We start from the raw sequence: 23,915 nt of genomic DNA on the forward strand, positions 1-23,915 counted from the left end.
TGTGAGTGAAATTAAAGTACCTGCAATGGGTGAGTCAATAACTGAGGGAACTGTATCCAGATGGATGGTTAAAGAAGGGGATACCGTTAATCAGGGTGATGTGCTTCTTGAACTGGAAACGGATAAAGTAAATATTGAGATCAGCGCAGAAGAAAGTGGCGTGCTGGAGAAGATCATTCGTCAGGAAGGAGAGACGGTCGTGATCGGTGAAACGATCGGTACACTCTCAGCTGGTTCTGGAGGAGGAAGCGGTGCACCCGCTTCCGAACCAGCAGCTGAAGAGAAAAAGGCCGTTACTCCTGCACCTGAAGCTCCAACACCACCACCAGCACCTGTTGCGGCAGCACCGGAGTCATCCGATAGTGCCAAGACGGCTTCACCGTCTGCCCGTAAGCTTGCACGTGAACGTGGTATCGAACTGGATCAGGTTCAGAGCAAAGATCCGATTGGACGGGTATACCAGGATGATGTGAAGAGCCATAACAATCAGGCGCCTGCACCTGCTGCTCCACCTGCGAGTAAAGCTCCAGCAACACCAAGTGCGCCGGCAGCTGGAAGTTCTACCTATACCAAACCAGTGGAGCGTCAGCGGATGTCTCGCCGTCGTGCAACCATTGCGAAACGTCTGGTAGAGGCTCAGCAGACAGCAGCCATGTTGACTACGTTTAATGAAGTTGATATGACTGCCATCATGGATGTACGTAAACGCCGTAAGGACAAGTTTAAAGAGAAACATGAGATTAACCTGGGCTTCATGTCCTTCTTCACTAAAGCGGTTGTGGGGGCTCTGAAAAAGTTCCCTACAATTAACGCAGAGATTGATGGCGAAGATGTTGTACTCAAAAAGTATTATGATATCGGCATCGCCGTATCTGCGAAGGAAGGACTGGTTGTACCGGTTGTGCGTGATGCAGATCGTCTGGGCTTTGCCGAGATCGAGAAGAGCATTGCGGATCTGGCATCCAAAGCTCGTTCCAACACGCTGGCGTTATCTGATCTGCAAGGTGGAACGTTCACCATCACCAATGGTGGAACATTTGGTTCCTTGTTGTCTACGCCAATTCTGAATACACCTCAAGTGGGTATTCTGGGGATGCATAAGATCCAGCTTCGTCCAGTGGCGATTGATGCAGAACGGATGGAGAACCGTCCAATGATGTACATCGCGTTGTCCTACGATCACCGGATTATCGACGGTAGTGAGGCTGTTCGCTTCCTCGTAACCGTGAAAGAACTGCTTGAAGACCCGGAATCCCTGTTAATTGAAGGTTAATCCATAACGTTTGATTATAGCTATTATTCATATCGCTTAACAAGAAAACCCCTGAACTGGTGCGCAGCGTGAGCTGTACATCCGATTCAGGGGTTTCTTTTTGCTCTTGATATGTCTCCGACTCTATTATATAGAGTCAGCCGTCTCAGTCAGGTTCAACGGACTAGAGTGTGTATTCGGGCCAGAGGTATTCCGCTCTAACCAGTTCACAACATGCTGAGCCACTTCTGTCCGGTTGATCTCATGCAGCATTTCATGCCGTCCATCCGGATACAGGCGATACTCAATGTTCTCCAGCCGAAGCTTCTTATACTGCGAGACCAGATTAAGAACGCCTTTGCCATGAAGTCCGACAGGGTCCTTCTCACCTGAGAACAGGTATACGGGTTTGTGTTTGGGTATGCGCTCCATATTGTGTGGAAGATGGACTTCAAGCAGCAATTTGAAGAAGTCGCGGAAAAAGCCTGCTGTACAGACTGCTCCGCACAGGGGGTCATCAATGAATCGCTGAACCTCTTGTGAGTCCCGGGACAACCAATCAAACGGTGTCGTTGCAGGGCGGAAAGAGCGATTAAATCCACCAAATACAATCGCGTTGAGCAGCATGCTGGGGTGGGTAGCCCCCTGAATGCCGCATTGTAAAAAGGCGAGTTTCTCTCCAAACCGGAGCAGACCGCGTCTGCCGTTTGTCCCGGATAAAATAAAGGCATGGTACTGCTCATGACCAGCGTACATGAGATGTTGTACCAAGAATGAGCCCATGCTATGTCCCATTAGAAATAGGGGCACCCCAGGATTCTCTTTGGCGGCTACTTCGCCCAGATTGATCATATCACTCGCCATCCAGCGGAAGGCATCGATACCAGCATTACCAAGCAACTTGGCATTCTCCACAGTTTTGCCATGACCCCGATGGTCATTGGCATAAACCGCATAGCCATTTTGGGTAAGGATGTCGGCAAATTCGGCGTATCGGGCTGCTGTCTCGCCCATGCCGTGTGCAATTTGCACTACACCTTTAACGTTGCATTCCGGATCGGGAAGCCAGCGGTACACATGAATACGGGTACCTTCACTAGCGACCAAGGCAAAGGTAGATTCCTGCATCTCGTGTAATTCCTCCTTCACAGGTTACATATAAGCTTGATTTAGGGCAGATAAGAGCGAAGAACAGTGGTATTCCCGTTCAATGTATAAGAACCCAGATTGGCTGGCAAGAGATAACATTGTCCAGCTTTCAATTCAATGCTGTCTGATTCAGCATGTGCCCACTCCAAAGTTCCTTCTCCTTCACAGACAACGAGAATCGTGAAGCTGTCAGGATTGGTGGAGAGTTCCCAACGTTTATTCACAATACCTTTTTCAACTACAAAATAAGGGCATTCCGCAAGCTTGAGCCATTCACCAGGAGTAGCGTTATTTGTTTTCATCGTTGAGGCACCTGCGCCCTCATAGGCGGTGACATTTAATGAGTCTTCAACATGCAACTCACGTGGTTTACCATCCAGCCCTGGACGATTATAATCGTATATGCGGTACGTCGTATCCGAGTTTTGCTGAATCTCAGCGACAACGACACCTGCACAGAGCGCATGCACTGTTCCGGCAGGGATAAAGAACGTATCGCCGGCCTCTACAGGTACCTGACGAAGGGTATCCATCACCGTGCCGTTTTCCAATGCTTCTTTTAATGTTGCCCGATCAACGCCTTCGTTCAAGCCATAGATGATGTGTGCGCCCGGTTTTGCGTCGAGTACATACCACATTTCTGTTTTGCCAAGCTCGCCTGGAGGAAGTGCCTCATAATCGTCTGTTGGATGAACCTGAACGGACAGGTCATCGTTGCAGTCAAGCAGCTTAATCAGAAGGGGGAAACGGCCGCCTTTTTCAGAGACACCTTTGGTTCCAAGCCATTCGGTGCCCAGTTGTTCACGAACTTCATCCAGACCCTTGCCAGCCAGTGCTCCATTTAATACCTTGGTTGTACCGTTGGGATGATCTGCAATCATCCATCCTTCTCCGATATGTCCTTCAGGGGGCGTAAGGCCGAATTGCTCCAGCGCACGACCGCCCCACACACGTTCTTTGAACTCAGGTTGGAATTGTAATGGGTATGGCGTAGACATCAGTAATCTCTCCTCTAGTATATGAAATGGTGGATCGCTTTAATCAGTCATGGGCATGTAGTCGCCATGAGCAAACAAGTGAATACGTTTGCATATGTAGATGTAGAACACAGATCGCAGTAAGAAAAAGCCGTTAATAGCTCGCCTTGCGATTGTGTCTAGTTTATTGTATTTGGTGAACAAAGGAAATTATTTTTTCTCGATTCCGATCAGAAAAGGAGAAGTTTCTCGCTGCAATTGGCGATAGATCACAACCTGTGCCTGTTCCACCGGCAGCGCAGAGGACCAGTCCAATACAGCTTCTGCTTCCTGTGCCCCTCCGTCATGACCGGGGTAGAGCACAACCGTAATAATTCCGCGAGGACGTAATAAAGCGAGTGCAGCCTCGAGTGCAGCGATCGTGCTGTCAGTCTCGGTGATGATGGAGGAATCTGCACTTTCTGAAGGCAGGTACCCCAGATTGAACATAACTGCACCAACCGTACCAAGCCATGACTCAGGAACTGCTTCTGCCATTCGATCATGGCTTAGTTGAAGCATGGAGATGGAGCCAAGCTTGGCTTCATCATTTTGTTTTCGAATCCGGGCCTGTGCCAGCGTGAGGGCTTCACTTTGAATATCGAATCCAATGACTTGACCACGCCTGCCTACTTGTTGTGCCAAAAATAGTGTGTCTGCTCCTGTACCCACCGTTGCATCTATCGCCAGATCACCTGGCTGCAGACGGGAAGCAATCCACTGATGCGCACAGCTGAGAACCGAAAGAAAGCCCATCTATGCTCGCCTCCAATACTTACCTTGCCATGAATCCCGCTCTCGCAGCTCACGATCAATGGAGTTTAACACTTCCCATTTGTTCATGGACCACATCGGTCCAATCAACAGATCACGTGGTGCGTCGCCTGTAAGACGGTGTACGATCATTTCCGGTGGAAGCATCTCCAGTGTATCTACGATCAGCTTGATATACTCGTCCTGATCCAGAAAACGTAAAAGACCAGCTTCGTATTGTTTCACCATTGGTGTTTTGCGCATCAGATGCAGCAGGTGAATCTTGATTCCCTGTACATCCATATTGGCAACTGCCCGTCCAGTGTCCAGCATCATCTCATGTGTCTCTTGAGGCAGACCATATATGATATGTGTGCACACACGTATATTCCGTTTGCGCAGTTTCTCAACCGCTTCTTCATAACACTTCGTGTCGTGCGCGCGATTAATCAATGTTGATGTGGAATCATGGATGGTTTGAAGCCCCATCTCAACCCACAGGTAGGTGCGCTCGTTCAGTTCAGCCAAATAATCAACAACGTCATCTGGCAAACAGTCCGGGCGAGTGGCGATGGACAAACCAACAACACCGGGTTGCTCAAGAATTTCTTCAAAATATTCGCGCAGCTCCTCAACCGGAGCATACGTATTCGTATAGGCTTGGAAGTAGCCAATATAATGGGCTTTAGGCCACTTGAGGTGCTGTTTATCTCGAATTGTATTGAATTGGGTGACCAGATCTTCACGTCTGCTGCCAGCAAAATCGCCTGATCCACGCGCACTGCAGAATGTGCAACCACCTTTGGCAATGGAACCGTCGCGGTTGGGACAGGTGAATCCAGCATCCAGCATCACTTTGAAAACCTTATTGTTAAATTGATCTCGCATCTCATAATTCCAGGTATGGAATCGTTTATCTCCCCACAGGAGAGGGGACTGTAATGCAGGTGCATTCATCTTCAGGGTACTCCTTTGGCTGTCGAATTACCGTAATCATACGTGAACAAAAGAAGAAGCGCTATGCGATTTCCGTCATAGACGATGGATAGCGATTATAGGTGTCTTCATGAACTTTAGCATTTTGCATTATTCGATTTCAATCGCTCACGGGTACAAGATATGGACAGGAAAAAGCATCCTGATCCATATCTTGCTGATTGGAAGACGCTTATGGGATTTATGCAAAATGCTCACTTTATCATTGTATCAAAAAACTAAAAAAAAAGGGAATCGAAACGCAAAAATAGGCCGTAAAATCAAGGTTTTCTCCTTGCTATAGTTTACACCTTATGTTATATTTAAATCAGCGTCAGACACCATCTAATGGGTATTATTCATCATAGCATTTGAATCAACGTTGACGTCATGGACCATACTATACCGTGAGGTGATATGAATGAATTCCCAAGTTAAAAACAATGAGTTGAATCATGTGTCTGTTGAATTGACGGCAGAAGAAGCACTGGCTTTAACAGGTGTTCGTTTTAATGGAAATCCGAAAGTGAAAGCGGCTGCAAGACAAAAAGTTCGCGATGCTTTCGAAAAGACATTTGATTTTTCACACCAAGATAAGGTAGACTATGAACTACTAAAGTAGTTGGACCCCAATTCCAAATAAATCGAAGAGGGAATCTTTGAGATTTGCCCAAAGTGGCAGATCCGAAGATTCCCTTTTCATTGCTCTTTACAATTTGCCAGTTCTTCGGCAAAATAAGTCTGAGACAAGTATGGGACAAACGGAGGAATAAAATGCGTTTACGTGGCAGAAAAGGGATAAGAGAAAATCTGGAGCAACAAGTTGATCTTGTTGTACTGGACCCCAAGCAACATAAAGGAAAATGGTCTGAACTGTTTGGCAATGATCACCCGATCTTCGTGGAATTTGGTATGGGTAAAGGTCAATTTATCAGCCAAATGAGTTATAAATATCCGGAATTTAATTTCATCGGTATTGATATGTATGATGAACTGGTGCGTCGTGCCAGTGAGAAAGCTCGTAATGCGTGGAGTCAGGCTGATGTGGAGACACCCCCTAACCTGAAGCTTGCGCTGGCAAATATCGAACAGATCGAAGAAGTTTTTGAACCGGAAGAACTGGAGCGCATTTATTTGAACTTCAGTGATCCTTGGCCAAAAGCAAAGCATGCACGTCGTCGGTTGACGCATCCGCGCTTCCTGAAGAAATACACGGAATTGCTTAATCCCAAAGGTCAGATTCATTTCAAAACCGATTCGGAGACGCTGTTTGATTTCTCACTCAACGCCATTGCCGACTTCGGCCTACAAATGACCAATATTTCTTTGAATCTGCATCGTGATGGTTTGAATGAAGAACATGTGATGACGGAGTACGAGCAGAAATTCATGGGTAAAGGTATGAACATTCACCGGGTTGAAGTGATTGTGGGTGAAGAGGCCCTGCGTGAGTATCAGCAGACACGTCTGGACAAGTATAAAGTTCGTGAAGCTTCGGATGAGTCTGGTGAAGATCAGGAACAGGAATAAATCGAAATCTAACTTAAACTCATTAAATAAGAGCGACACATGAGGTGAATGATTCATTCTCATAGGTCGCTCTTTTTCTGCATTAACAATCGATGTGCATTACTCCATAAACTCAAGTCTGGGATGATTTCAAAAGTTTTCTGAATGAAATTCTTTGCGGCGATAATCGTTTGGTGTAACCCCATTGAACTTTTTGAACATGCGATAGAAGTATGAACTGTTGGTGAATCCGGTCCTCTCGGCAATGTCGGCAACGGAGTTTTCTGTCTCCACCAGCAGATGCTGGGCCTTGGCTATGCGGGTTTCGTTAATTACGTCCGTGAGCCCTTTCAGGGTGAGCTGTTTGTAGAGCCTGCTTACATAGATGGGCGACATGCCCAACTCATCTGCGATAGAAGTTAGACATAGATTGGGGTCCGCATAGTCCCGCTCAATAATGCCATTGATTTTACGAATCAACTCTTCGTGCTTCAGTGTACGTTTCTCCTCGACTTTGGAACCAAGCTCATCAAACATCCGATAGAAGTGTTCATGTACTTCACTGATGTCTTCCGCGTCTTTGACAGGCAGCATTAGACCATCCGAGACTGAATCAAGCGTGAGTTGATTATTCTTCTTGAGGGTATTTCGTACATGGTTCAGTGTCATCGTCAGATGGGATAAGGCTAGCTGGAAGACGGTAAATGGATATGCAGCTGTTTCGCCCACGATATCTGCATAGACTTGTTTTGCTTCTTGCGTCTTACCTGTCATTAGATGATCAACAAGTTGTCTTTCCTTACCTGCTGGGAATGCGTACTCCTTGGCGTGATAAGCCATGATGTCAGAGGTATAGATCAGACAGCCCGGTCCCATGAACAAACGATGCAGTGAGGCTTCGGCTGATCTGGTGTAGGATGCAATACTGTCTTCCAATGAATCTTCTTCCGTGCCGATCGTACAGGAGATGGAGCATTTCAAATGGGTCATTACAGCTGCCTGCATCATACGTAGCAGCTCTTCGATCCGGTTATGAGCAGGTTGCTCAAGTTCATGGCTTTCCGCTTTTTCATTGAAGATGAGTGTGATCAGATCACCGCCCATGTCCACAGCTTCCGCATTGTAGTGGAGATCGGCTGTCTCGGTGCAGATGTTCATCATGGCGTATTTTACAAGTTGGGTCTCATCACGATACGTTTCGCTGAATTCGGTAAAATGGTCAATACGCAGCAATACCAGTCTGGATGCACGCTGAACATCAATGGAGGAACCATAGAACTTCATCCGTTCTTCCAGCATACCTCCAGTTACTGTTTCGCGGCCCTGTAGGGCCCCTCGTAGAAAATCCTGCCGTAACAAATGAAGACTGCCACGTCGCTCTGCTTCCATTACACGTAAACGAACAAGCACCTTATCAATAGGGTGATATAGTTTTCGGGACACAAGGTAAGAGAGCAGTAACCCTGCGAAGAAAAGTCCAACACAAAACAGAACGGTATGTGTGCGCATACTCCGTATATCTGAGGTAATCAGATCATAAGGTGTTATTCTTACATAACGCCAACCTAGGTCATCGGGAGCGGTATAGGTGATGAGAGATTTTTCTCCGTCGACCTTCTCGGTAAAGTAAGCTGATTGCCCCGTATCCTGCAAAATTGGCTTCATAAAAGCTTCGCTGGAGAGATTTTTCATCAATGCACGGTCGCCAAAGTCAGATAAAAGGTCTCCATTCTCATTCACGATAAAGGTTTTGCCGGGTTGATCCACAGCATTCATATTTGGACTGAGCCAATCATCCTTGATATTAACGATGACAGCATAGTTTAGCTTCGCGTTATCATTAATTGTGTCATAACAGAGATAGGTGTAGCTGTTAACCTCTGTTGCTTCGGTAGAGCCGACCTGATATGTACGCGGGATGGGCACAAAAGGTTTATAGTCATGGAAGCGTTGGAGGATGCTTGTAATCCCCTGATCATCGATCTCCGAGACGGACTGCTGCCCATTGCGCACGTCGGAACTGATAAAGAATTCATTGCTTTTGGAGTTATATACATAGATGGATTCGATAAAGGGAAGGGACATACGGTAGTTGTCTAGCTGCTCCATCGCCGATGTGATCTCATAAATATTTGGTTTGGAATAGAGCAGTAATGAAGAGATGGTGTAGTCCTGATAAATCTGATATGACAATGATTTTGCAGTCTCGGTCATTTTGGCCACTTCACGGCTGGTTTGAGTAAGACTGTTCATATCTGTACGATACACCTGACGAAGAGCAATCCGATTATAGTTGACGTACAAAATAGAAGAAACCACAAGTAAGGTAGCGACGGTACTGATAATAATGCCGATCAGAATCCGTGTGAAGACCTTTTGACTGTCCTCTGAACGTTTACGCATTCTTCTTCCCCCTCGAACCTCCTGTTTTGGGTGAACAACATAGAATTTCATATACATACGTGAGGCTTCATAGTTGGATGAGCAGAAGAGCAAGAGTAACTTGAATTATATATTATGTATGCGTTTACATCAATGATGGACAGGTTGTTTTGCCTGTTTTCTCTACATAAAGTTCAGCTTTCGCTGGATTGTTCACTAGGTGTAGCCTATGCACGATATCAACATTTGTGAACAGATGTGTGTCGATGTCTGTTCATTTCATGGTTCGTTCGTTTTGTTCATAGTTCATTTCGCAGAATCGTTCATTTTCTGACGGGAAGCTTCAGTATTCGTGAGTGAAGAGAGCATCTACAATAAAAAGAGAGCTCCACCACGCAGCACCGCAAGAAATTCGGGAGGGATCGAGCCATGCTCAAAGAATTGAACAAAAACAAAATCATGTTTCTGATGCTGTTGCCCACGCTGATCTTTTTTCTGATTAACTCGTATTTTCCGATGGTCGGCATCTATTATGCGTTCACCCGGTATGATTTTGAAGGCGGATTATTTGGTAGTCCATTTGTCGGTCTGGAGAACTTTAAGTTCCTGTGGCAATCCGGAATGCTGCTGAAGCTCACAACCAACACTGTGGGTTACAATCTCGCCTTCATTATATTAGGAAACGGTCTGGCGATCTTCTGTGCGATCATGCTTAGCGAAATCCGGGGCAGGTTATTCAAAAAAATCACGCAATCCGTCATGTTTTTGCCGTATTTCATCTCATTTGTACTATTAAGTGTAATCGCTTACAACATGTTCAACTACGAGTCGGGTTTTGTGAACACGGTGCTCAAACGTTTTGAGGCCGGCCCGGTCGACATTTATAACACACCCTGGATCTGGGTGTTCCTGATCATCATCTTTTATCTGTGGAAAAATCTTGGATACAGCATGGTCATCTATCTGGCCGCCATAACGGGTATCAGTGATGAGTATTATGAGGCTGCCCGAATCGACGGGGCCAATATATTTCAGCGGATCTGGTACATTACAGTACCGATGCTGAAGCCAACCTTTGTCATCCTGTTGTTGTTCTCACTCGGCAGCATTATGAAGGGGCAGTTTGACCTGTTCTATCAACTGATCGGCAACAACGGGGTGTTGTACAACGCTACAGATATTATTGATACGTATGTGTATCGTTCACTGAAAGTAACGTTTGATATCGGGATGGCAACGGCTGCTGGTCTGTATCAGTCCTTGTTTGGATTCATTTTGATCATGACCGTCAACTATATTATCCGCAAAGTAAATGAGGATTACGCCTTGTTCTAGAACGCCCGCAGGGCAGGAGGGAGAACGATCATGAACACGCCAATGAATACTCACACTCGTACGAATACTCGTCTCAGAGATTCGGAATTCACTTTCATGTTTCAACTGATTTCCTACAGCTTCATCATCATTTTATCAATCATGTGCTTGCTACCGTTCCTGCTGATTCTATCCGGTTCATTCAGCAGCAACGAGTCCATTGTGAGGGATGGTTATCACCTCTTTCCAACGGACTTTTCCCTGGAAGGTTACAAAATGGTGTTCAAATTCCCGACTCAGGTACTCAAGGCTTATGGAGTAACGGTCTTTACAACGGTGGTGGGGACTACGCTAGGGCTGTTCCTCATCACGATGGCCGGATTTGTGCTCCAGCGTAAGGATTTTAAATATCGGAACACGTTCTCGTTTTTTATCTACTTCACAACCCTGTTTGGTGGGGGACTTGTGCCTTGGTACATTATGCTGGCGAACTACTTCAATCTCACAGATACGTACACCGTACTTATTTTCCCGGGGTTGATGACGCCATTCCTCATTATCCTGATGAAAAACTTCATTCGCTCGGCAGTGCCGGATGAATTGATTGAGTCCGCCAAAATTGATGGAGCGAATGACTTCCGCATCTATTTCAGCATTGTGTTGAAACTGGCGATGCCTGGTATCGCCACCGTAGGGCTGTTTTTGGCACTGGGTTACTGGAATGACTGGTTTACCTCATCCCTCTTCATTAACAACCCGGATATGTACCAACTTCAATTTTATCTCTACAACACGATGAACACGATTACATTCATTGACCAGATGGCGATTGGCACAGGGATCACACTCAGTCAGGATGTGCCTACCGAATCAACCAAGATGGCAATGGCTATCGTTGTAACGGGACCGATTTTGTTCCTGTATCCGTTTGTACAACGTTATTTTGTTAAAGGACTCACCATTGGTGCAGTGAAAGGTTAGAACGTGAACGCGCTGTGGGCGTCAGGCCACTGATATCATTTCAGGTCTGAAACATGGCGAGTCTGCGCTAACATATAAAGGTTCACCACAAAAAGGGAGGATGCGTATGCGTAACAAAACAATTCGGCACCTGTCTCTGGTACTTGCCCTGATGTTGTTCGCCGGGGTACTTGCCGCATGTAATAACGATTCGGGGGGATCGACGCAAGGAAGCGAGCAGGGAGGAACATCCGGGAACAAAGGCGAGAAAGTCACGCTCCAATTTTACATGCTTGGGGATGCTCCGAAAGATCTACCTGTTATTGAATCCGAGATCAATAAGCTGGCGGAGGCTGATCTGAACGTCAATGTGAAATTCAACTACACCTCATGGACCGACTGGGATCAAAAATATAAACTGCTGCTGTCTTCCGGACAGCCGATCGATCTGATCTTCACAGCGGATTGGACATTCTACCAGTCCTATGCCAAGAAGGGCGCGTTCCTGCCACTGGATGAAATGCTGCCTACGGCAGCGCCGGCGCTGAAAGCTCATGTACCTGATGACATGTGGAATGCTGTCAAAATCAATGACAAAATCTATACTGTTCCATCAACTTGGATTGAGTATGTAACCGAGGGAATTGCGTACCGTGAGGACTTGCGCGAGAAGTACAATCTTCCAAAACCGGAATCCTTGGAGACGCTAGAAGCGTATCTGGAGGGCATCAAAGCCAACGAACCCAATATGATTCCGATTGCGGATAGCAATGCCAACCATACCCATGGTATTCGTCAATTGACATCCAAGCTGGTTAATACAGCAGGTCAACTTCCATATGGACTGGATATTATGTATGAAACACCAACAACCGTGACGTCCTACTGGGGATCGGCGCAACATCTGGAAGACCTGAAAACATACAAACGCTGGATGGATAAAGGCTTTTTCCCGAAAAACGTACTGAATGTAAAGGATACTTCCAACTCATTGCTGCAAAATGGAAAAGCGGCTGTTGTTCTGTCCGGGGAGAACCCGAACAAATTTAATGCAGATGTTATCAAGGTGCAGTCTACTCATCCAGATTGGAAACTGGCTTATTTCCCGTACCCGAATGCGAAAGGGTTTGCACAACCGGTTCACCCGATCCACAATGGTTTTGCGATTCCGCGTAGCAGTAAAAACCCGGAAAAAGCATTGGCATTTTATGAGAAACTGGTGACAGACAAACGATATAATTGGTTGACTGAATACGGCGTTGAAGGCAAAAACTTCGAGGTAGATAATGGATACTACAAAATGGTCGGAGATGCACAAACCAACGGCTTCCCGCGTGAAGGCATGAATGGCTGGGCTTGGCGTAATCCGGAATTCATGCTCTATGACAAAACCTTTGATGACGTGCTGACCATGTTTGAAGATCTCGACAAAATCAAGAAGCCGGATATTTATACCGGATTTGCTGAAGACTGGACACCGTACCAAGCCGAGAAGGCTGCATTGGAACAAGTGGAAAAACAATATCTGTATCCGCTTAATGTAGGTTTGGTGGCAGACGTAGAGGCTGGATTGAACACATTTATGGAGAAGGCTAAACAAGCAGGATTGGAAAAAATTCAGACAGAATACACCAAGCAGTGGCAGGAGTATTTGAAGTCAGCAGGCACTCAATAGTTTGTACTTTCCTTCATAAAGAAAAGGTGCCTTCAGGTTCGAAGGCACCTTTTCAATGTGGTTGCAGGCTTGTTTGAAGCCGTTGGTTAGAGGCATGATTGGACGAAGAATACGGGAAGCGACATCCTAATGGGATAAATTCATAAACGGGCCTCTTCTGCGGATGAAGGACGAACGTCCTCCAGCAGATCGATAATACTTTGAGCGCTCTGCATTGGATGAACCTTGGCGATTTCCGCCAGATGACGTTTGCGTTTACGTACAACATCCGGGTAGTGATGCAACAGCTTGTTCATCCATTTAACCACTACGTCGGGCGAAGTTATGGGTTCTCCCAACCCTCTTGCCGTAAAATAATGGACGTTTTCTTCTTCCTGACCAGGTATAGGATTGTGGAACAACATGGGAATTCCTTTGGCCAAGCCTTCACTGCATGTCATTCCCCCAGGTTTGGTAATCAGAAGGTCGGATACTTCCATTAATTTGTCCACTTCGTTGGTGTATCCCATAATGTGAATGTTTTCTTTGCGATACATGGGGTTCTGTTCCATGCTGATCCGTGTTTTATCGTTGCGACCGAGACAAAAAATGATCTGAATATCTTCATGCCAGCGTGTCAGCAGCGGATGGACCAGCTTGTCGCTGAGCATTCCCCAACCGCCGCCCATCACCAGTACAGTAGGCATGTTCTTGAGGTTAAATCTGCTTCGGATCTCTTCTCGCCCGGGATGCTCCCAAAAATTTGGATGCACCGGAATGCCCGTGACTCGAATGTTGTCTGCAGGTACGCCTCGTAGCATTAGTTTGGACTTAACCTCATCTGAAGAAACCAGATAAAGGTCTACTTCACGGTTAATCCACGTCCCATGTGCATCATAGTCGGTGATGACTGTGCATAGGGGAACCTGTACACCCAGACGTTTCAGTCTGGATATGACAGCACTTGGAATCGGATGTGTACAGACAATCGCATCGGGACGTAACTGGCGCACAACGCTGCGTGTGTGTGTATAGAACAGTTTATGCAACGCCAGTGTGGTCAGCCTGTTCAATGATTTTTTATATTGGTGTCTGTATACGTATCCGAAAAGTTTGGGTTGGTTGGTAACCGTTTTTTTGTATGCTGTTATAATCAGAGGTGCAACCTTTGGATTTAAGAAACTTCCCAATTCAAGCACTTTTGTCTGCACGTCTGGCGAGAGCTTTCGCAAATTGCTGGACAGTGCATAGGCGGCTTGAGTATGACCCGTACCAAAGCCTTCAGATAATAGTAATACTCTTTTTTTCTCCACGCTTACTTCACCTGTTCCTGCTAGGTTTTTCTGAGTCTAACATATCGGCTTTAAGACCAGAATGCAACTGTTGCAAGTGCGACTAAAGTACCTATTGTGGCACCCGCCAGAACATCGGAAGGATAGTGTAACCCCAGATAAATTCGAGAGAATCCGACAATAAGGGCCACAGGCAACAATATTAGCAATAAGATTGGATCAGTGGTCATAAAGGGAACTGTGACCGAAAAAATGGCAGTTGTGTGCCCTGAAGGAAACGAGTGATCCGTCAGGGGATTACGGAACGTAATTGTATCCGGCAAGGCCAGATAAGGTCGAATGCGGGGATACAATTTTTTCGCGATGGCTACAGGGATGTGGCTGACCGCAAGGGCGATACATGCCTGGAGTCCTGTTGTGCTCCATGGAGCTGGAGCAAGCAGCCAGATTAACAACGATATTGCAATAGATGAAGTTGCTCCACCCAGATGGGTGAAATAATACAGCCAAAAATTCATAAAACGATTATGAAGTCGGCCGTTGATCCACATAAAAACATTTCGATCATAATCTTGAAACTTTAAGAATAAACGGCTCATATTGGCCTCCTGCCAGTCAGGCCGCCCGTAATGGCGGCATTATTTCCGGTGATTTTCTGCATCCGGTTTCGTCCTGATTAGTATATAACCGTTTTTCATGAACTTGAGGTTATTTCAGGTATATGTTTATCATATTTTTAAATGTTGTCCTTTTCAAGAAGAACCCATGTAAAGAAAGTGAAATTCATGTTAAAGAGTGGATATATACCCATCTTAACTTTTTGACTTGGGTCAGCCAAAAAAGATACAATGATTCAACATGGCTGAAATGAGGTAAAAAAAATGTGAGTTCTGTTTCAAACTTTTTGAGGTCTGTTTGCGTTATTTGTTATAGAGCCTCTGACGAAGAATAACATGCTGATGAAAAAAGCAGGGACTTTAGAAATAAAAATCAAGTAAACGGCTGAAAATAAGATATAACAGGCATGAATGCGAGGTTGTGGTATCACGAAGTGTCTATTCAGCGTTTAAAGATCACATTTCTGCTTCAAAAAGTGGAATTGGGGTTTTGACAAATGACTGAAAAGGATACAGAATCGATAAAGCAGCCAACTGATAGCAACCAAGCTTTGAAACATTGCCTGATATATTCACGTAGTACACAAAAGAACAGGGTCATATTCTGCAGATCAAAAAAAAATAAATTGCAGAATCAGGAAGAGAAATGCTTGAGTAAACTGGGTTTTGAAAAAAAGGGGGTAACAGAGAACGATGTTGGACGCTATATTCGTCACGATGCAGGTCATTCTGGCACTGCTAGCCGTGTACCAATTCACGTTTTCGCTGTTCGGTCTGATTAAGAAAAAGAAAAAGAAACATTATCCGGCGACAAAATCATTCGCTGTACTCGTCGCAGCACACAATGAGGAACAAGTCATTGGTGCCTTGATGGAGAACTTGAAACAACTTGATTATCCGGAAGATCTGTACGATGTGTTTGTCATCTGTGACAACTGTACGGATGGAACGGCTCAAATTGTCAGAGAGCATGGATTAAACGCCTGTGTACGTACCAATGCCGATTTAAGAGGTAAAGGGTACGCCATCGAATGGATGCTTAAGTACCTGTGGAAATTGCCACGTCAGTATGACGCAGTTGTTATGTTTGACGCGGATAACCTGGTTGACCGTAACTTCTTGCTTGAGATGAATGATGACTTGAACAATGGTTCGCGTGTTATCCAAGGATACATTGATACGAAAAATCCGGAGGATTCCTGGATTACAGCAGCTTACGGTGTATCTTACTGGTACATCAACCGTCTGTGGCAGTTGTCTCGTCATAACTTGAATATGGCGAATTTCCTCGGAGGAACCGGAATGTGCTTTGAGACCAACCTGTTGAAGGAAATTGGTTGGGGTGCAACAAGTCTGGTTGAGGATCTGGAGTTTACGATGCGCAGTGTGCAACGTAATGTGTATCCTGTTTTCAACTATGACGCCAAAGTATTTGATGAGAAGCCATTAACATTTAAAGCTTCAGCGAGACAACGTCTGCGCTGGATGCAAGGTCACTTTACAGTTGCACGTAGATACTTCTTCCCGCTGTTATGGCAGTCCATTAAGGAAAGAAGCCTGGTGAAATTTGACCTTGCTATCTACGGAGCCAATGTCTATGTGGTGTTGCTTACGTTCCTGATGACGGCTGTGATGTGGGTAGACATGGCTATATTCAGTGGTCCGCACATTGCTAATATTTATGGATACTTCCCGTTATGGGTTGGGTTCGTGGCTATTGGTTTGAACATTCTGACGTTCCTGTTGTCCATGGCGCTGGAGAAGGTTACCTTTGCCAAAGTTTATCTATATCTGATTTTGTTCCCGATCTACCTGCTGTCTTGGTACCCGATTACGTTCTACGCTTTCTTTACGCAGAACAACAAACAGTGGAGCCACACTCAACATACACGTGTTGTACGGTTGGATGAGGTACAGAGCAAGCAAGGGTAAGGAACATGCGTGCGATACTTTGTTGACATCTGATATAACAAATGTATAATTTGCGAAAAAAAAGTTGTGAAAAATGTTGACAATGTGTTTCATGGGTGATATAGTATTCAAGTGCCTTAAAACGAATAGTAATGGAATCACAAGCAGAAGTCCGACTTCTCACCTGATCAACAAACATGTTGGCTGGTCAACGATCCCAATAATTTATGAAGTGTATACTCATGAAGAATTGTGTTGATTACAGGGATGTCGGTAGCTTGACCGGCATCCCTTTTATTTTTGTGTAACTGGATATTCAAAATGACCTGGAGGTGGACGATTATTAGTAAAGATCACATGATTAATGATGAGATTCGGGCGAAGGAAGTACGCCTTGTCGGAGCTGAAGGAGAACAAATTGGGATTACGCCCATTCGCGAAGCACTGCAAATGGCGATTGACCTGAATTTGGATCTGGTCAATGTGGCACCACAGGCTAAACCGCCGGTGTGTCGTATTATGGACTATGGCAAATTCCGCTATGAGCAACAAAAGAAAGATAAAGAAGCCCGTAAGAACCAGAAAATTGTTGATATTAAAGAAGTATGGTTCCGTTCCAATATTGAGGAGCACGATTATCAAACGAAGCTTCGTAATGTAGTTAAGTTTTTGAACGAAGGCGACAAAGTGAAATGTTCTGTTCGTTATCGCGGACGTGAAATTGCACATGCCGCGATTGGTCAACGGATTTTGGAGCGCGTTAAGGTAGAAGTTGCAGAACTTTGTACTGTTGAACGTCAACCGAAATTGGAAGGCCGCAGTATGATCATGATTTTGGCTCCTAAAGCCTGATAACATTGGAGGAGGAAACACAAAATGCCTAAAATGAAAACACACAGCAGTTTGAAAGGACGCTTCAAAATTACCGGTTCCGGTAAGGTCCTTCGTTACAAAGCTCACAAAAACCACTTGCTTTCCCACAAATCCAAACGTGCTAAGCGCGTTCTGAACGGTAACCCAGTTATGGCTGCCGGGGATGTTAGACGTTTGAAACAAGGCTTGGCTAACTTGAAAGGCTAATTTTAATTAGTACATTCCGTATGGGGGATCGGCTACGGCCGTACACATACCACGGATACATTTATATTTATTTGGGAGGTTCTTTAATATGGCAAGAGTAAAAGGCGGTTTTGTAGTACGTCGTCGTCATAAAAAGGTTTTGAAACTGGCAAGAGGTTATTTCGGTTCCAAACACCGTATTTTTAAAACAGCTAACGAGCAAGTAATGAAATCCCTGGTATACGCATACCGTGACCGTCGCAACACGAAACGTAACTTCCGCAGACTGTGGATCGTTCGTATCAATGCTGCAGCACGTATGAATGGTTTGTCTTACAACAAACTGATCCATGGTTTGAAACTTGCTGGAGTAGACATGAACCGCAAAATGTTGGCTGATCTGGCCGTTAACGACATCAATGCGTTCAACTCTTTGGCTACTGTAGCTAAAGGCAAAATCAACGCTTAAATTGTATGATACAAGCCGCCGTACCTATATGGCGGCTTTTTTTACGGCTTGGAAGAAATTAGAAGATGAATCTCTGAATGAGTAGAGCGAATAGGCTGTAGTCTGGAAGGGAACAATGAAACCAGATAACTGGTGAATAACGGTCCATTGGAATACATAAAATACGAACGGTGAAATAATACAAATAAAAACAGGTAAATCCCTCTCATCACTAAAGTTCACGATATGTTTTTGTTATATAACATCACATCGTTGTAACGTTAGTGTGTTAAATCGCTAAATTATTAAGCGTTTTCAATAAAAAAAGAACAAAAATATGTGATTTTTGGTGATGAAACATCTGGATTTTAACACTGGTTGATTGTATAATCACCTCTAGTAGGCTAGTCCTAGATTTTTCTCTCCATGTCATAATGTTCGGTTTTTCGACAGATGATAGGATGCTTCAAGGGTGAGAATGCGCTTTTAATGTCGAAGAAACCATACATTCTGCATAAAAGTCATTCCTGCTATCTGTTAACCGTTCAATTGTAGGCTGGATTGGAATGAGGGATATATCATTAAGGGGGAAAAAGAGAAATGAAAAAGATGCTCAGCTTGTCTTTGGTAATGTTGCTGGCGGTATCGGTTATGCTCGCAGGTTGCGGTAGCAAACCGAAAGAAGAAACAAATGCCGGAGGAGATACAGGTGGCACATCCACTGAAGCGAAATCCGACCTCAAAATCGGTATGGTTACTGACGTAGGTGGAGTTAATGACAAATCCTTTAACCAATCCGCTTGGGAAGCTCTGCAAGCGACTGAAACAGAAACAGGTACTGCTGTTAAATACCTGCAAAGTAAATCCGATGAAGAGTACATTCCTAACCTGAACGAATTCGTTAAAGGCGGATATGATCTGACTTGGGGTATCGGTTTCCAATTGGCTGATGCAATCAAAACTGTAGCTGAGCAAAACCCTGATGCTAAACTCGCGATCATCGACAGTGTTGTTGATGCTCCTAACGTTAAATCCGTAACATTTGCTGAAGAAGAAGGATCTTACCTGGTTGGTGTTGTGGCTGGTCTGACAACAAAATCCAACAAAATTGGTTTTGTAGGCGGTATGGAAAGCCCACTGATCAAAAAGTTTGAAGTAGGATTCAGAGAAGGCGTTAAAGCAGTTAACCCTGATGCTCAATTCATTTCTAACTACACAGGTGCATTTGATAAACCTGACTTGGGTAAAGCAGCAGCAGCAACACTTTACAATGAAGGCGTAGATATTATTTTCCACGCTTCTGGCGCAACAGGTAACGGTGTGTTTAACGAAGCAAGTGCTCGTAAGAAACAAGGTCAAGATGTATGGGTTATCGGTGTAGACAAAGATCAATCTCTTGAGTTTGGTGATGAGATCACTTTGACTTCCATGATCAAAAAAGTTGACGAAGCAGTTAAGCGCGTTAACAAAGAAGTAGTTGATGGTACATTCGCTGGTGGTTCCGAGAACCTGACTTTGAAAGAAAACGGCGTAGGTATTGCTGATACCTCTACTGCCAATGTATCTGCTGATACACTTGCAAAAGTAGAAGAGTACAAAGAAAAAATCATCAGCGGCGAAATCAAAGTTCCTACAGAGTAATTTTGATCTAAGTCGCAAATGAATAATCATTGGGGCCGGTCTTGACCGGCCTTATGATTGCAAGAACAGGAACATTTGATCAAGTCATCATAACAATTGTACAAGGTCACTGTGCACCAACGCTCCGGTAGGAGCTTTTCTTAAGATAATGGAATTGAGTTGTTCTTAATGAGCTGAACCATTCGATTATCGCAAGAAAAACTTCAGCTAAGCGCGGTCTGTCTTCTTTGAAAGTACGTCGATAGACGTTTTTTTTTACGTTTGCGGAACCACACTATATCAGTTATAAGGGTGATTACATGGGTGCAGCAACCCCCGTCGTTGAGTTAAAACAAATTACGAAGCGTTTCCCAGGCATTGTTGCCAACGACGCCATCAGCCTTCAGCTTCGTAAGGGCGAGATCCATGCGCTACTGGGCGAAAACGGCGCTGGTAAGTCAACGTTGATGAATATTGTATTTGGTCTCTATCAGCCAGATGAAGGTTCCATTGAAGTGAATGGCAAGCCTGTCATCATCGACAGCCCTAACCGAGCGATCGATCTTGGCATAGGCATGGTGCATCAGCATTTTAAACTTGTACAGCCGTTCACGGTAACAGAGAACATTATTTTGGGATCTGAACCAACGAAGGGTCTCAATATTAACTATAAAAAAGCAGCCGCTGAAGTTCAGCGTCTTTCCGAACAGTATGGACTGAAGGTGAATCCTCATGCCAAAATTCATGATATTTCTGTCGGAATGCAGCAACGTGTAGAGATTGTTAAAACGTTGTATCGCGGTGCAGACATTCTGATATTTGACGAGCCTACAGCCGTATTGACTCCTCAAGAGATCAAAGAACTGATGATCATCATGAAGAAGCTTGTAGCTGAAGGAAAGTCCATTATTTTGATCACGCACAAACTGAAAGAAATCATGGAAATCTCCGATACGGTAACGATTATTCGTCGGGGTAAAGTGATTGATTCGGTCAAAACTTCGGAAACAAATCCGAATGAGCTGGCAGAGAAAATGGTGGGGCGGAATGTCACATTCAAAGTGGACAAAAAACCGGCTACACCTGGAGCCAATGTGCTCGAAGTCAGTAAATTAACGGCCAAGAATAAAGAAGGTATTTCGGTTCTGAACCAACTTAACCTAAACGTACGTGCAGGAGAGATTGTCGGAATCGCAGGCGTGGATGGTAACGGGCAAAGTGAACTGATTGAAGCTCTTACCGGACTTCGTAAAGTAGAGAGCGGTTCGATTCTTTTGGAAGGCAAGGAGCTGTCCAATCATTCTCCGCGCCATATCTCGGAGTCGGGTGTAGCCCACATTCCGGAAGATCGCCATAAACACGGACTTGTACTTGATTTTTCAGTGAGCGAAAATATCGTTCTGGAATCGTATTATAAAGCACCATACACCCGTAAAGGGTTCCTTAACTTCGATGCCATCAAACAGCAGGCGAAGCGGCTTGTTGAGGCATTTGACGTGCGTACACCAAGCATCGAGACCAAAGCTCGGTCCTTGTCCGGAGGAAACCAGCAAAAGGCCATTATCGCCCGTGAGGTAGATAAAAACCCTGAACTGCTTATCGCTGCGCAACCAACACGTGGTTTGGATGTAGGGGCTATTGAGTTCGTGCAAAAGCAACTGATTGCACAGCGCGACCAAGGGAAGGCTGTTCTGCTGATTTCATTTGAGCTTGATGAGATTATCAATGTATCTGACCGAATTGCAGTTATTTATGAAGGACAGATCGTTGGCGAGGTGCTGCCGGAAGAAACCAATGACAGGGAGCTCGGCTTGATGATGGCGGGCAGCACCCAAAAGAGAGGTACTGCGCATGAATAACGTATTGAGATGGTTTACCCGAGATTCATTTATTTTGCCTGTAGTAGCTATTATTATGGGTCTTATTCTCGGTGGAGTTGTCATGCTGATTGGTGGTTACAATCCAATTGAAGCCTATGGTGCATTGTTCACCAAGGTATTTGGCGACATGTACAACTTTGGTGAAGCAGTACGGGAAATGACGCCACTGATCATGACTGGACTCGCATTTGCATTTGCATCACGTGCAGGGTTGTTTAACATTGGTGGAGAAGGTCAATTTCTCGTTGGTATGACCGCTGCAACATTTGTTGGTGTTAAGTTTGCAGGTTTGCCGATCTACCTTCATGCGCCACTGGCTTTGATTGCCGGTGCATTGTTTGGTGGTCTGTGGGCCGCGATTGCTGGTTATCTGAAAGCAGCGCGTGGGGTCAATGAAGTTATCAGTAGTATCATGTTGAACTGGATTGGTCTATATCTCGCCAACCTTATCGTTCGCCAATTCTTGCTGTTGAAGGGCGAGAATCGTTCCGTGGATATCAGCGAATCGGCTTCGATTAGTTTGACATGGCTCTCTGAGCTGATGGGCAATTCCCGTGTACACATGGGGACGTTGATTGCCCTTGTGATGGCTGTGCTCTTTTATATCTATATGTGGAAAACAAAACAAGGTTATGAAATCCGCGCGGTAGGTTACAACCCTAATGCCGCTGAATATGCAGGTATGCATGTTAACCGGAATATCGTAAAAGCGATGTTTATCAGTGGTATGCTAGCCGGTCTTGGTGGTGCATTCCAGGTTCTTGGTGTGTTCCAATACCAAACCGTAATGTCGGGTTCACCGGGAACAGGCTTTGACGGAATTGCAGTTGCCCTGATTGGTTTGAATCATCCGTTTGGGGTGTTATTGGGGGCAGTGTTGTTTGGTACCCTCACGTACGGATCTGCAGGTATGAGTTTTGCTGCGGATGTTCCGCCTGAGATTATTCGGATTGTGATCGGTTCGATTATCTTCTTCATTGCGGCACAAGGCATCGTGCGCTGGATACTTAAACCGTTCTATTCGAAGCGTAAGAAAGAGAAGGTGTTGTAGATGGACTTGTTGACAATTGGGCAAATTATCAATACGACGCTTGTCTTTGCTACGGCATTGATTTTTGCATCACTCGGCGGAATTTTTTCGGAAAAATCAGGTGTAACCAACCTTGGACTTGAAGGTTTTATGGTCTTTGGTGCCTTTGCAGCTGGAATCGGGGCGCATTATGCTCAAGAAGCGGGCATGGGCGGAACGACATCGGCCTGGATGGGGGTTTTGCTCGCGATTGTATTGGGCGTAATGGTATCTCTGATTCATGCCGTTGCGTCTATCACATTTAAGGCAGACCAGATTATCAGTGGTATCGTCATTAACTTTTTGGCAGCAGGAAGTACGTTGTACTTGGTTAAACTGTTGTTTGAAGGTTCTGGTGATTCACCGTTGGTTCAAGGCTTCAGCAAGTTTGATGTGCCATTGTTGAAAGACATTCCTTTGCTTGGAGAAGCCTTCTTCAAGAACGTATATCCAACAACATATCTGGCCATTCTGTTCGTATTCCTGACGTATTACATCATGTTCAAAACGCCATTTGGTCTGCGCCTTCGTTCTGTAGGTGAACATCCAAGTGCGGCTGATACGGTTGGTGTTAAAGTGCTTCGTTATCGCTATATTGGCGTTATGATCAGTGGTGCGCTTGCGGCTATTGGTGGAGCTGCGATTACGTTGACGACTACGGGTACATTCTCACACAATACGGTTTCCGGCCAAGGTTATATTGCCATTGCAGCTATGATTTTTGGTAAGTGGAATCCGATTGGTGCCTTTGGTGCGGCTGTCTTCTTTGGATTCTCACAAGCGATCCGAAACTATGTACAGTTGTTTGAATGGTCACAAAGTATTCCCCAGGAAATTATTTTCATGTTGCCTTACCTGCTTACCATCATCGTTCTCGTTGCAGCGGTTGGACGTTCTTCGGCTCCGTCTGCACTCGGTGAAGCATATGATCCGGGGAAAAGGTAACAACCTTTTCTATATCAGTTTAGCTATTCAGAGTTTTGATAAAGGGTCCGCCTTGTGCGGGCCTTTTTTGTTTTTTTGAGCGTCACCAAGCCACTTTTTCACGTTTAACT

At 45.1% G+C, this 23,915-nt stretch carries 21 protein-coding genes; 14 read left to right on the plus strand and 7 right to left on the minus strand.

Going from position 1 to position 23,915, the window contains the following annotated elements; genetic code table 11:
* Position 1 precedes the first annotated feature (1 nt).
* Entirely contained in the window at positions 2 to 1,273 is a 1,272-nt protein-coding gene (gene odhB, locus CXK86_RS00295) for a 2-oxoglutarate dehydrogenase complex dihydrolipoyllysine-residue succinyltransferase (RefSeq protein ID WP_076252469.1), read from the plus strand.
* A gap of 126 nt (positions 1,274 to 1,399) precedes the next feature.
* Here odhB and CXK86_RS00300 read toward each other — a convergent pair whose 3' ends face one another.
* The 4 genes from CXK86_RS00300 to mnmL form a co-directional block, all read right to left on the minus strand.
* The gene (locus CXK86_RS00300) at positions 1,400 to 2,380 is read right to left on the minus strand and encodes an alpha/beta fold hydrolase (protein ID WP_101313293.1); all 981 of its coding nucleotides are present in this window, start codon (positions 2,378 to 2,380) and stop codon (positions 1,400 to 1,402) included.
* Positions 2,381 to 2,421: 41 nt separating this feature from the next.
* Positions 2,422 to 3,399 carry a type I phosphomannose isomerase catalytic subunit gene (locus CXK86_RS00305; RefSeq protein ID WP_076252465.1) on the minus strand — a complete coding sequence of 326 codons (978 nt, stop codon included), beginning with the start codon at positions 3,397 to 3,399 and terminating at the stop codon, positions 2,422 to 2,424.
* A 189-nt stretch (positions 3,400 to 3,588) separates the two neighbouring features.
* Positions 3,589 to 4,173, minus strand: a complete 585-nt coding sequence (mnmM, locus tag CXK86_RS00310; RefSeq protein ID WP_036610195.1) for a tRNA 5-(aminomethyl)-2-thiouridylate-methyltransferase MnmM — start codon at positions 4,171 to 4,173, stop codon at positions 3,589 to 3,591.
* On the minus strand, positions 4,174 to 5,127 hold the full coding sequence (gene mnmL, locus CXK86_RS00315) for a tRNA modification radical SAM protein MnmL/YtqA (RefSeq protein WP_036669734.1): 954 nt from the start codon (positions 5,125 to 5,127) through the stop codon (positions 4,174 to 4,176). It abuts the gene before it with no gap.
* A gap of 439 nt (positions 5,128 to 5,566) precedes the next feature.
* Between mnmL and CXK86_RS00320 the strand changes: the two genes are divergently transcribed.
* Together CXK86_RS00320 and trmB are read left to right on the plus strand one after the other, a co-directional pair.
* A complete protein-coding gene (locus CXK86_RS00320; protein ID WP_036610190.1) occupies positions 5,567 to 5,767 on the plus strand; it encodes a hypothetical protein in 201 nt (66 codons plus the stop codon).
* 152 nt (positions 5,768 to 5,919) lie between these two features.
* A complete protein-coding gene (trmB, locus tag CXK86_RS00325; RefSeq protein WP_076252463.1) occupies positions 5,920 to 6,675 on the plus strand; it encodes a tRNA (guanosine(46)-N7)-methyltransferase TrmB in 756 nt (251 codons plus the stop codon).
* 129 nt (positions 6,676 to 6,804) lie between these two features.
* Here the strand turns inward: trmB and CXK86_RS00330 are convergent, their stop codons facing one another.
* The gene (locus CXK86_RS00330) at positions 6,805 to 9,057 is read right to left on the minus strand and encodes an AraC family transcriptional regulator (RefSeq protein WP_076252461.1); all 2,253 of its coding nucleotides are present in this window, start codon (positions 9,055 to 9,057) and stop codon (positions 6,805 to 6,807) included.
* Between the two features lie 408 nt (positions 9,058 to 9,465).
* On the opposite strand from CXK86_RS00330, the gene CXK86_RS00335 reads away from it, so the two are divergent.
* The 3 genes from CXK86_RS00335 (at position 9,466) to CXK86_RS00345 (ending at position 12,985) form a co-directional block, all read left to right on the plus strand.
* Positions 9,466 to 10,371, plus strand: a complete 906-nt coding sequence (locus CXK86_RS00335; protein WP_017689672.1) for an ABC transporter permease — start codon at positions 9,466 to 9,468, stop codon at positions 10,369 to 10,371.
* Positions 10,372 to 10,467: 96 nt separating this feature from the next.
* The gene (locus CXK86_RS00340) at positions 10,468 to 11,331 is read left to right on the plus strand and encodes a carbohydrate ABC transporter permease (RefSeq protein WP_370511436.1); all 864 of its coding nucleotides are present in this window, start codon (positions 10,468 to 10,470) and stop codon (positions 11,329 to 11,331) included.
* A gap of 100 nt (positions 11,332 to 11,431) precedes the next feature.
* Complete coding sequence (locus CXK86_RS00345) at positions 11,432 to 12,985, plus strand: ABC transporter substrate-binding protein (protein ID WP_076252459.1); 1,554 nt, start codon at positions 11,432 to 11,434, stop codon at positions 12,983 to 12,985.
* Positions 12,986 to 13,125: 140 nt separating this feature from the next.
* Here CXK86_RS00345 and CXK86_RS00350 read toward each other — a convergent pair whose 3' ends face one another.
* Together CXK86_RS00350 and CXK86_RS00355 are read right to left on the minus strand one after the other, a co-directional pair.
* The gene (locus tag CXK86_RS00350; protein WP_036669745.1) at positions 13,126 to 14,277 is read right to left on the minus strand and encodes a UDP-N-acetylglucosamine--LPS N-acetylglucosamine transferase; all 1,152 of its coding nucleotides are present in this window, start codon (positions 14,275 to 14,277) and stop codon (positions 13,126 to 13,128) included.
* Positions 14,278 to 14,327: 50 nt separating this feature from the next.
* Positions 14,328 to 14,855 carry a phosphatase PAP2 family protein gene (locus CXK86_RS00355; protein WP_017689668.1) on the minus strand — a complete coding sequence of 176 codons (528 nt, stop codon included), beginning with the start codon at positions 14,853 to 14,855 and terminating at the stop codon, positions 14,328 to 14,330.
* A 711-nt stretch (positions 14,856 to 15,566) separates the two neighbouring features.
* Here CXK86_RS00355 and CXK86_RS00360 point away from each other — a divergent pair.
* The 8 genes from CXK86_RS00360 to CXK86_RS00395 all read left to right on the plus strand — a co-directional run bounded on the left by CXK86_RS00360 (position 15,567) and on the right by CXK86_RS00395 (position 23,805).
* Entirely contained in the window at positions 15,567 to 16,805 is a 1,239-nt protein-coding gene (locus CXK86_RS00360; protein WP_036610177.1) for a glycosyltransferase family 2 protein, read from the plus strand.
* A 336-nt stretch (positions 16,806 to 17,141) separates the two neighbouring features.
* The gene (gene infC, locus CXK86_RS00365) at positions 17,142 to 17,636 is read left to right on the plus strand and encodes a translation initiation factor IF-3 (RefSeq protein ID WP_017689666.1); all 495 of its coding nucleotides are present in this window, start codon (positions 17,142 to 17,144) and stop codon (positions 17,634 to 17,636) included.
* Positions 17,637 to 17,660: 24 nt separating this feature from the next.
* Positions 17,661 to 17,864: a 50S ribosomal protein L35 gene (rpmI, locus tag CXK86_RS00370; RefSeq protein ID WP_017689665.1), complete on the plus strand. Its 204-nt coding sequence runs from the start codon at positions 17,661 to 17,663 to the stop codon at positions 17,862 to 17,864.
* A gap of 88 nt (positions 17,865 to 17,952) precedes the next feature.
* Positions 17,953 to 18,312 carry a 50S ribosomal protein L20 gene (rplT, locus tag CXK86_RS00375; RefSeq protein ID WP_017689664.1) on the plus strand — a complete coding sequence of 120 codons (360 nt, stop codon included), beginning with the start codon at positions 17,953 to 17,955 and terminating at the stop codon, positions 18,310 to 18,312.
* Between the two features lie 579 nt (positions 18,313 to 18,891).
* Entirely contained in the window at positions 18,892 to 19,932 is a 1,041-nt protein-coding gene (locus tag CXK86_RS00380) for a BMP family lipoprotein (RefSeq protein WP_076252456.1), read from the plus strand.
* Positions 19,933 to 20,231: 299 nt separating this feature from the next.
* Positions 20,232 to 21,770, plus strand: a complete 1,539-nt coding sequence (locus CXK86_RS00385; protein ID WP_036610171.1) for an ABC transporter ATP-binding protein — start codon at positions 20,232 to 20,234, stop codon at positions 21,768 to 21,770.
* Positions 21,763 to 22,842, plus strand: coding sequence for an ABC transporter permease (locus CXK86_RS00390; RefSeq protein ID WP_076252454.1), 1,080 nt, complete (start codon positions 21,763 to 21,765; stop codon positions 22,840 to 22,842). Before CXK86_RS00385 ends, CXK86_RS00390 begins: the two co-directional genes overlap by 8 nt.
* A complete protein-coding gene (locus CXK86_RS00395) occupies positions 22,843 to 23,805 on the plus strand; it encodes an ABC transporter permease (RefSeq protein ID WP_036610165.1) in 963 nt (320 codons plus the stop codon).
* Positions 23,806 to 23,915: the final 110 nt, after the last annotated feature.

Source organism: Paenibacillus sp. BGI2013, from assembly GCF_002843485.1.
Lineage (GTDB): Bacteria > Bacillota > Bacilli > Paenibacillales > Paenibacillaceae > Paenibacillus > Paenibacillus amylolyticus.

What these genes read in the sequence shown, in the direction of transcription:
- rpmI (WP_017689665.1), top strand. Translation starts at nt 17,661, where the DNA reads ATGCCTAAAATGAAAACACACAGCAGTTTGAAAGGACGCTTCAAAATT.
- CXK86_RS00380 (WP_076252456.1), top strand. Translation starts at nt 18,892, where the DNA reads ATGAAAAAGATGCTCAGCTTGTCTTTGGTAATGTTGCTGGCGGTATCG.
- CXK86_RS00385 (WP_036610171.1), top strand. Translation starts at nt 20,232, where the DNA reads ATGGGTGCAGCAACCCCCGTCGTTGAGTTAAAACAAATTACGAAGCGT.
- trmB (WP_076252463.1), top strand. Translation starts at nt 5,920, where the DNA reads ATGCGTTTACGTGGCAGAAAAGGGATAAGAGAAAATCTGGAGCAACAA.
- CXK86_RS00300 (WP_101313293.1), bottom strand. Translation starts at nt 2,380, where the DNA reads ATGCAGGAATCTACCTTTGCCTTGGTCGCTAGTGAAGGTACCCGTATT.
- CXK86_RS00340 (WP_370511436.1), top strand. Translation starts at nt 10,468, where the DNA reads ATGTTTCAACTGATTTCCTACAGCTTCATCATCATTTTATCAATCATG.
- CXK86_RS00395 (WP_036610165.1), top strand. Translation starts at nt 22,843, where the DNA reads ATGGACTTGTTGACAATTGGGCAAATTATCAATACGACGCTTGTCTTT.
- mnmM (WP_036610195.1), bottom strand. Translation starts at nt 4,173, where the DNA reads ATGGGCTTTCTTTCGGTTCTCAGCTGTGCGCATCAGTGGATTGCTTCC.
- CXK86_RS00355 (WP_017689668.1), bottom strand. Translation starts at nt 14,855, where the DNA reads ATGAGCCGTTTATTCTTAAAGTTTCAAGATTATGATCGAAATGTTTTT.
- rplT (WP_017689664.1), top strand. Translation starts at nt 17,953, where the DNA reads ATGGCAAGAGTAAAAGGCGGTTTTGTAGTACGTCGTCGTCATAAAAAG.
- CXK86_RS00320 (WP_036610190.1), top strand. Translation starts at nt 5,567, where the DNA reads ATGAATTCCCAAGTTAAAAACAATGAGTTGAATCATGTGTCTGTTGAA.
- CXK86_RS00330 (WP_076252461.1), bottom strand. Translation starts at nt 9,057, where the DNA reads ATGCGTAAACGTTCAGAGGACAGTCAAAAGGTCTTCACACGGATTCTG.
- CXK86_RS00390 (WP_076252454.1), top strand. Translation starts at nt 21,763, where the DNA reads ATGAATAACGTATTGAGATGGTTTACCCGAGATTCATTTATTTTGCCT.
- infC (WP_017689666.1), top strand. Translation starts at nt 17,142, where the DNA reads ATGATTAATGATGAGATTCGGGCGAAGGAAGTACGCCTTGTCGGAGCT.
- mnmL (WP_036669734.1), bottom strand. Translation starts at nt 5,127, where the DNA reads ATGAATGCACCTGCATTACAGTCCCCTCTCCTGTGGGGAGATAAACGA.
- CXK86_RS00360 (WP_036610177.1), top strand. Translation starts at nt 15,567, where the DNA reads ATGTTGGACGCTATATTCGTCACGATGCAGGTCATTCTGGCACTGCTA.
- CXK86_RS00305 (WP_076252465.1), bottom strand. Translation starts at nt 3,399, where the DNA reads ATGTCTACGCCATACCCATTACAATTCCAACCTGAGTTCAAAGAACGT.
- CXK86_RS00335 (WP_017689672.1), top strand. Translation starts at nt 9,466, where the DNA reads ATGCTCAAAGAATTGAACAAAAACAAAATCATGTTTCTGATGCTGTTG.
- CXK86_RS00345 (WP_076252459.1), top strand. Translation starts at nt 11,432, where the DNA reads ATGCGTATGCGTAACAAAACAATTCGGCACCTGTCTCTGGTACTTGCC.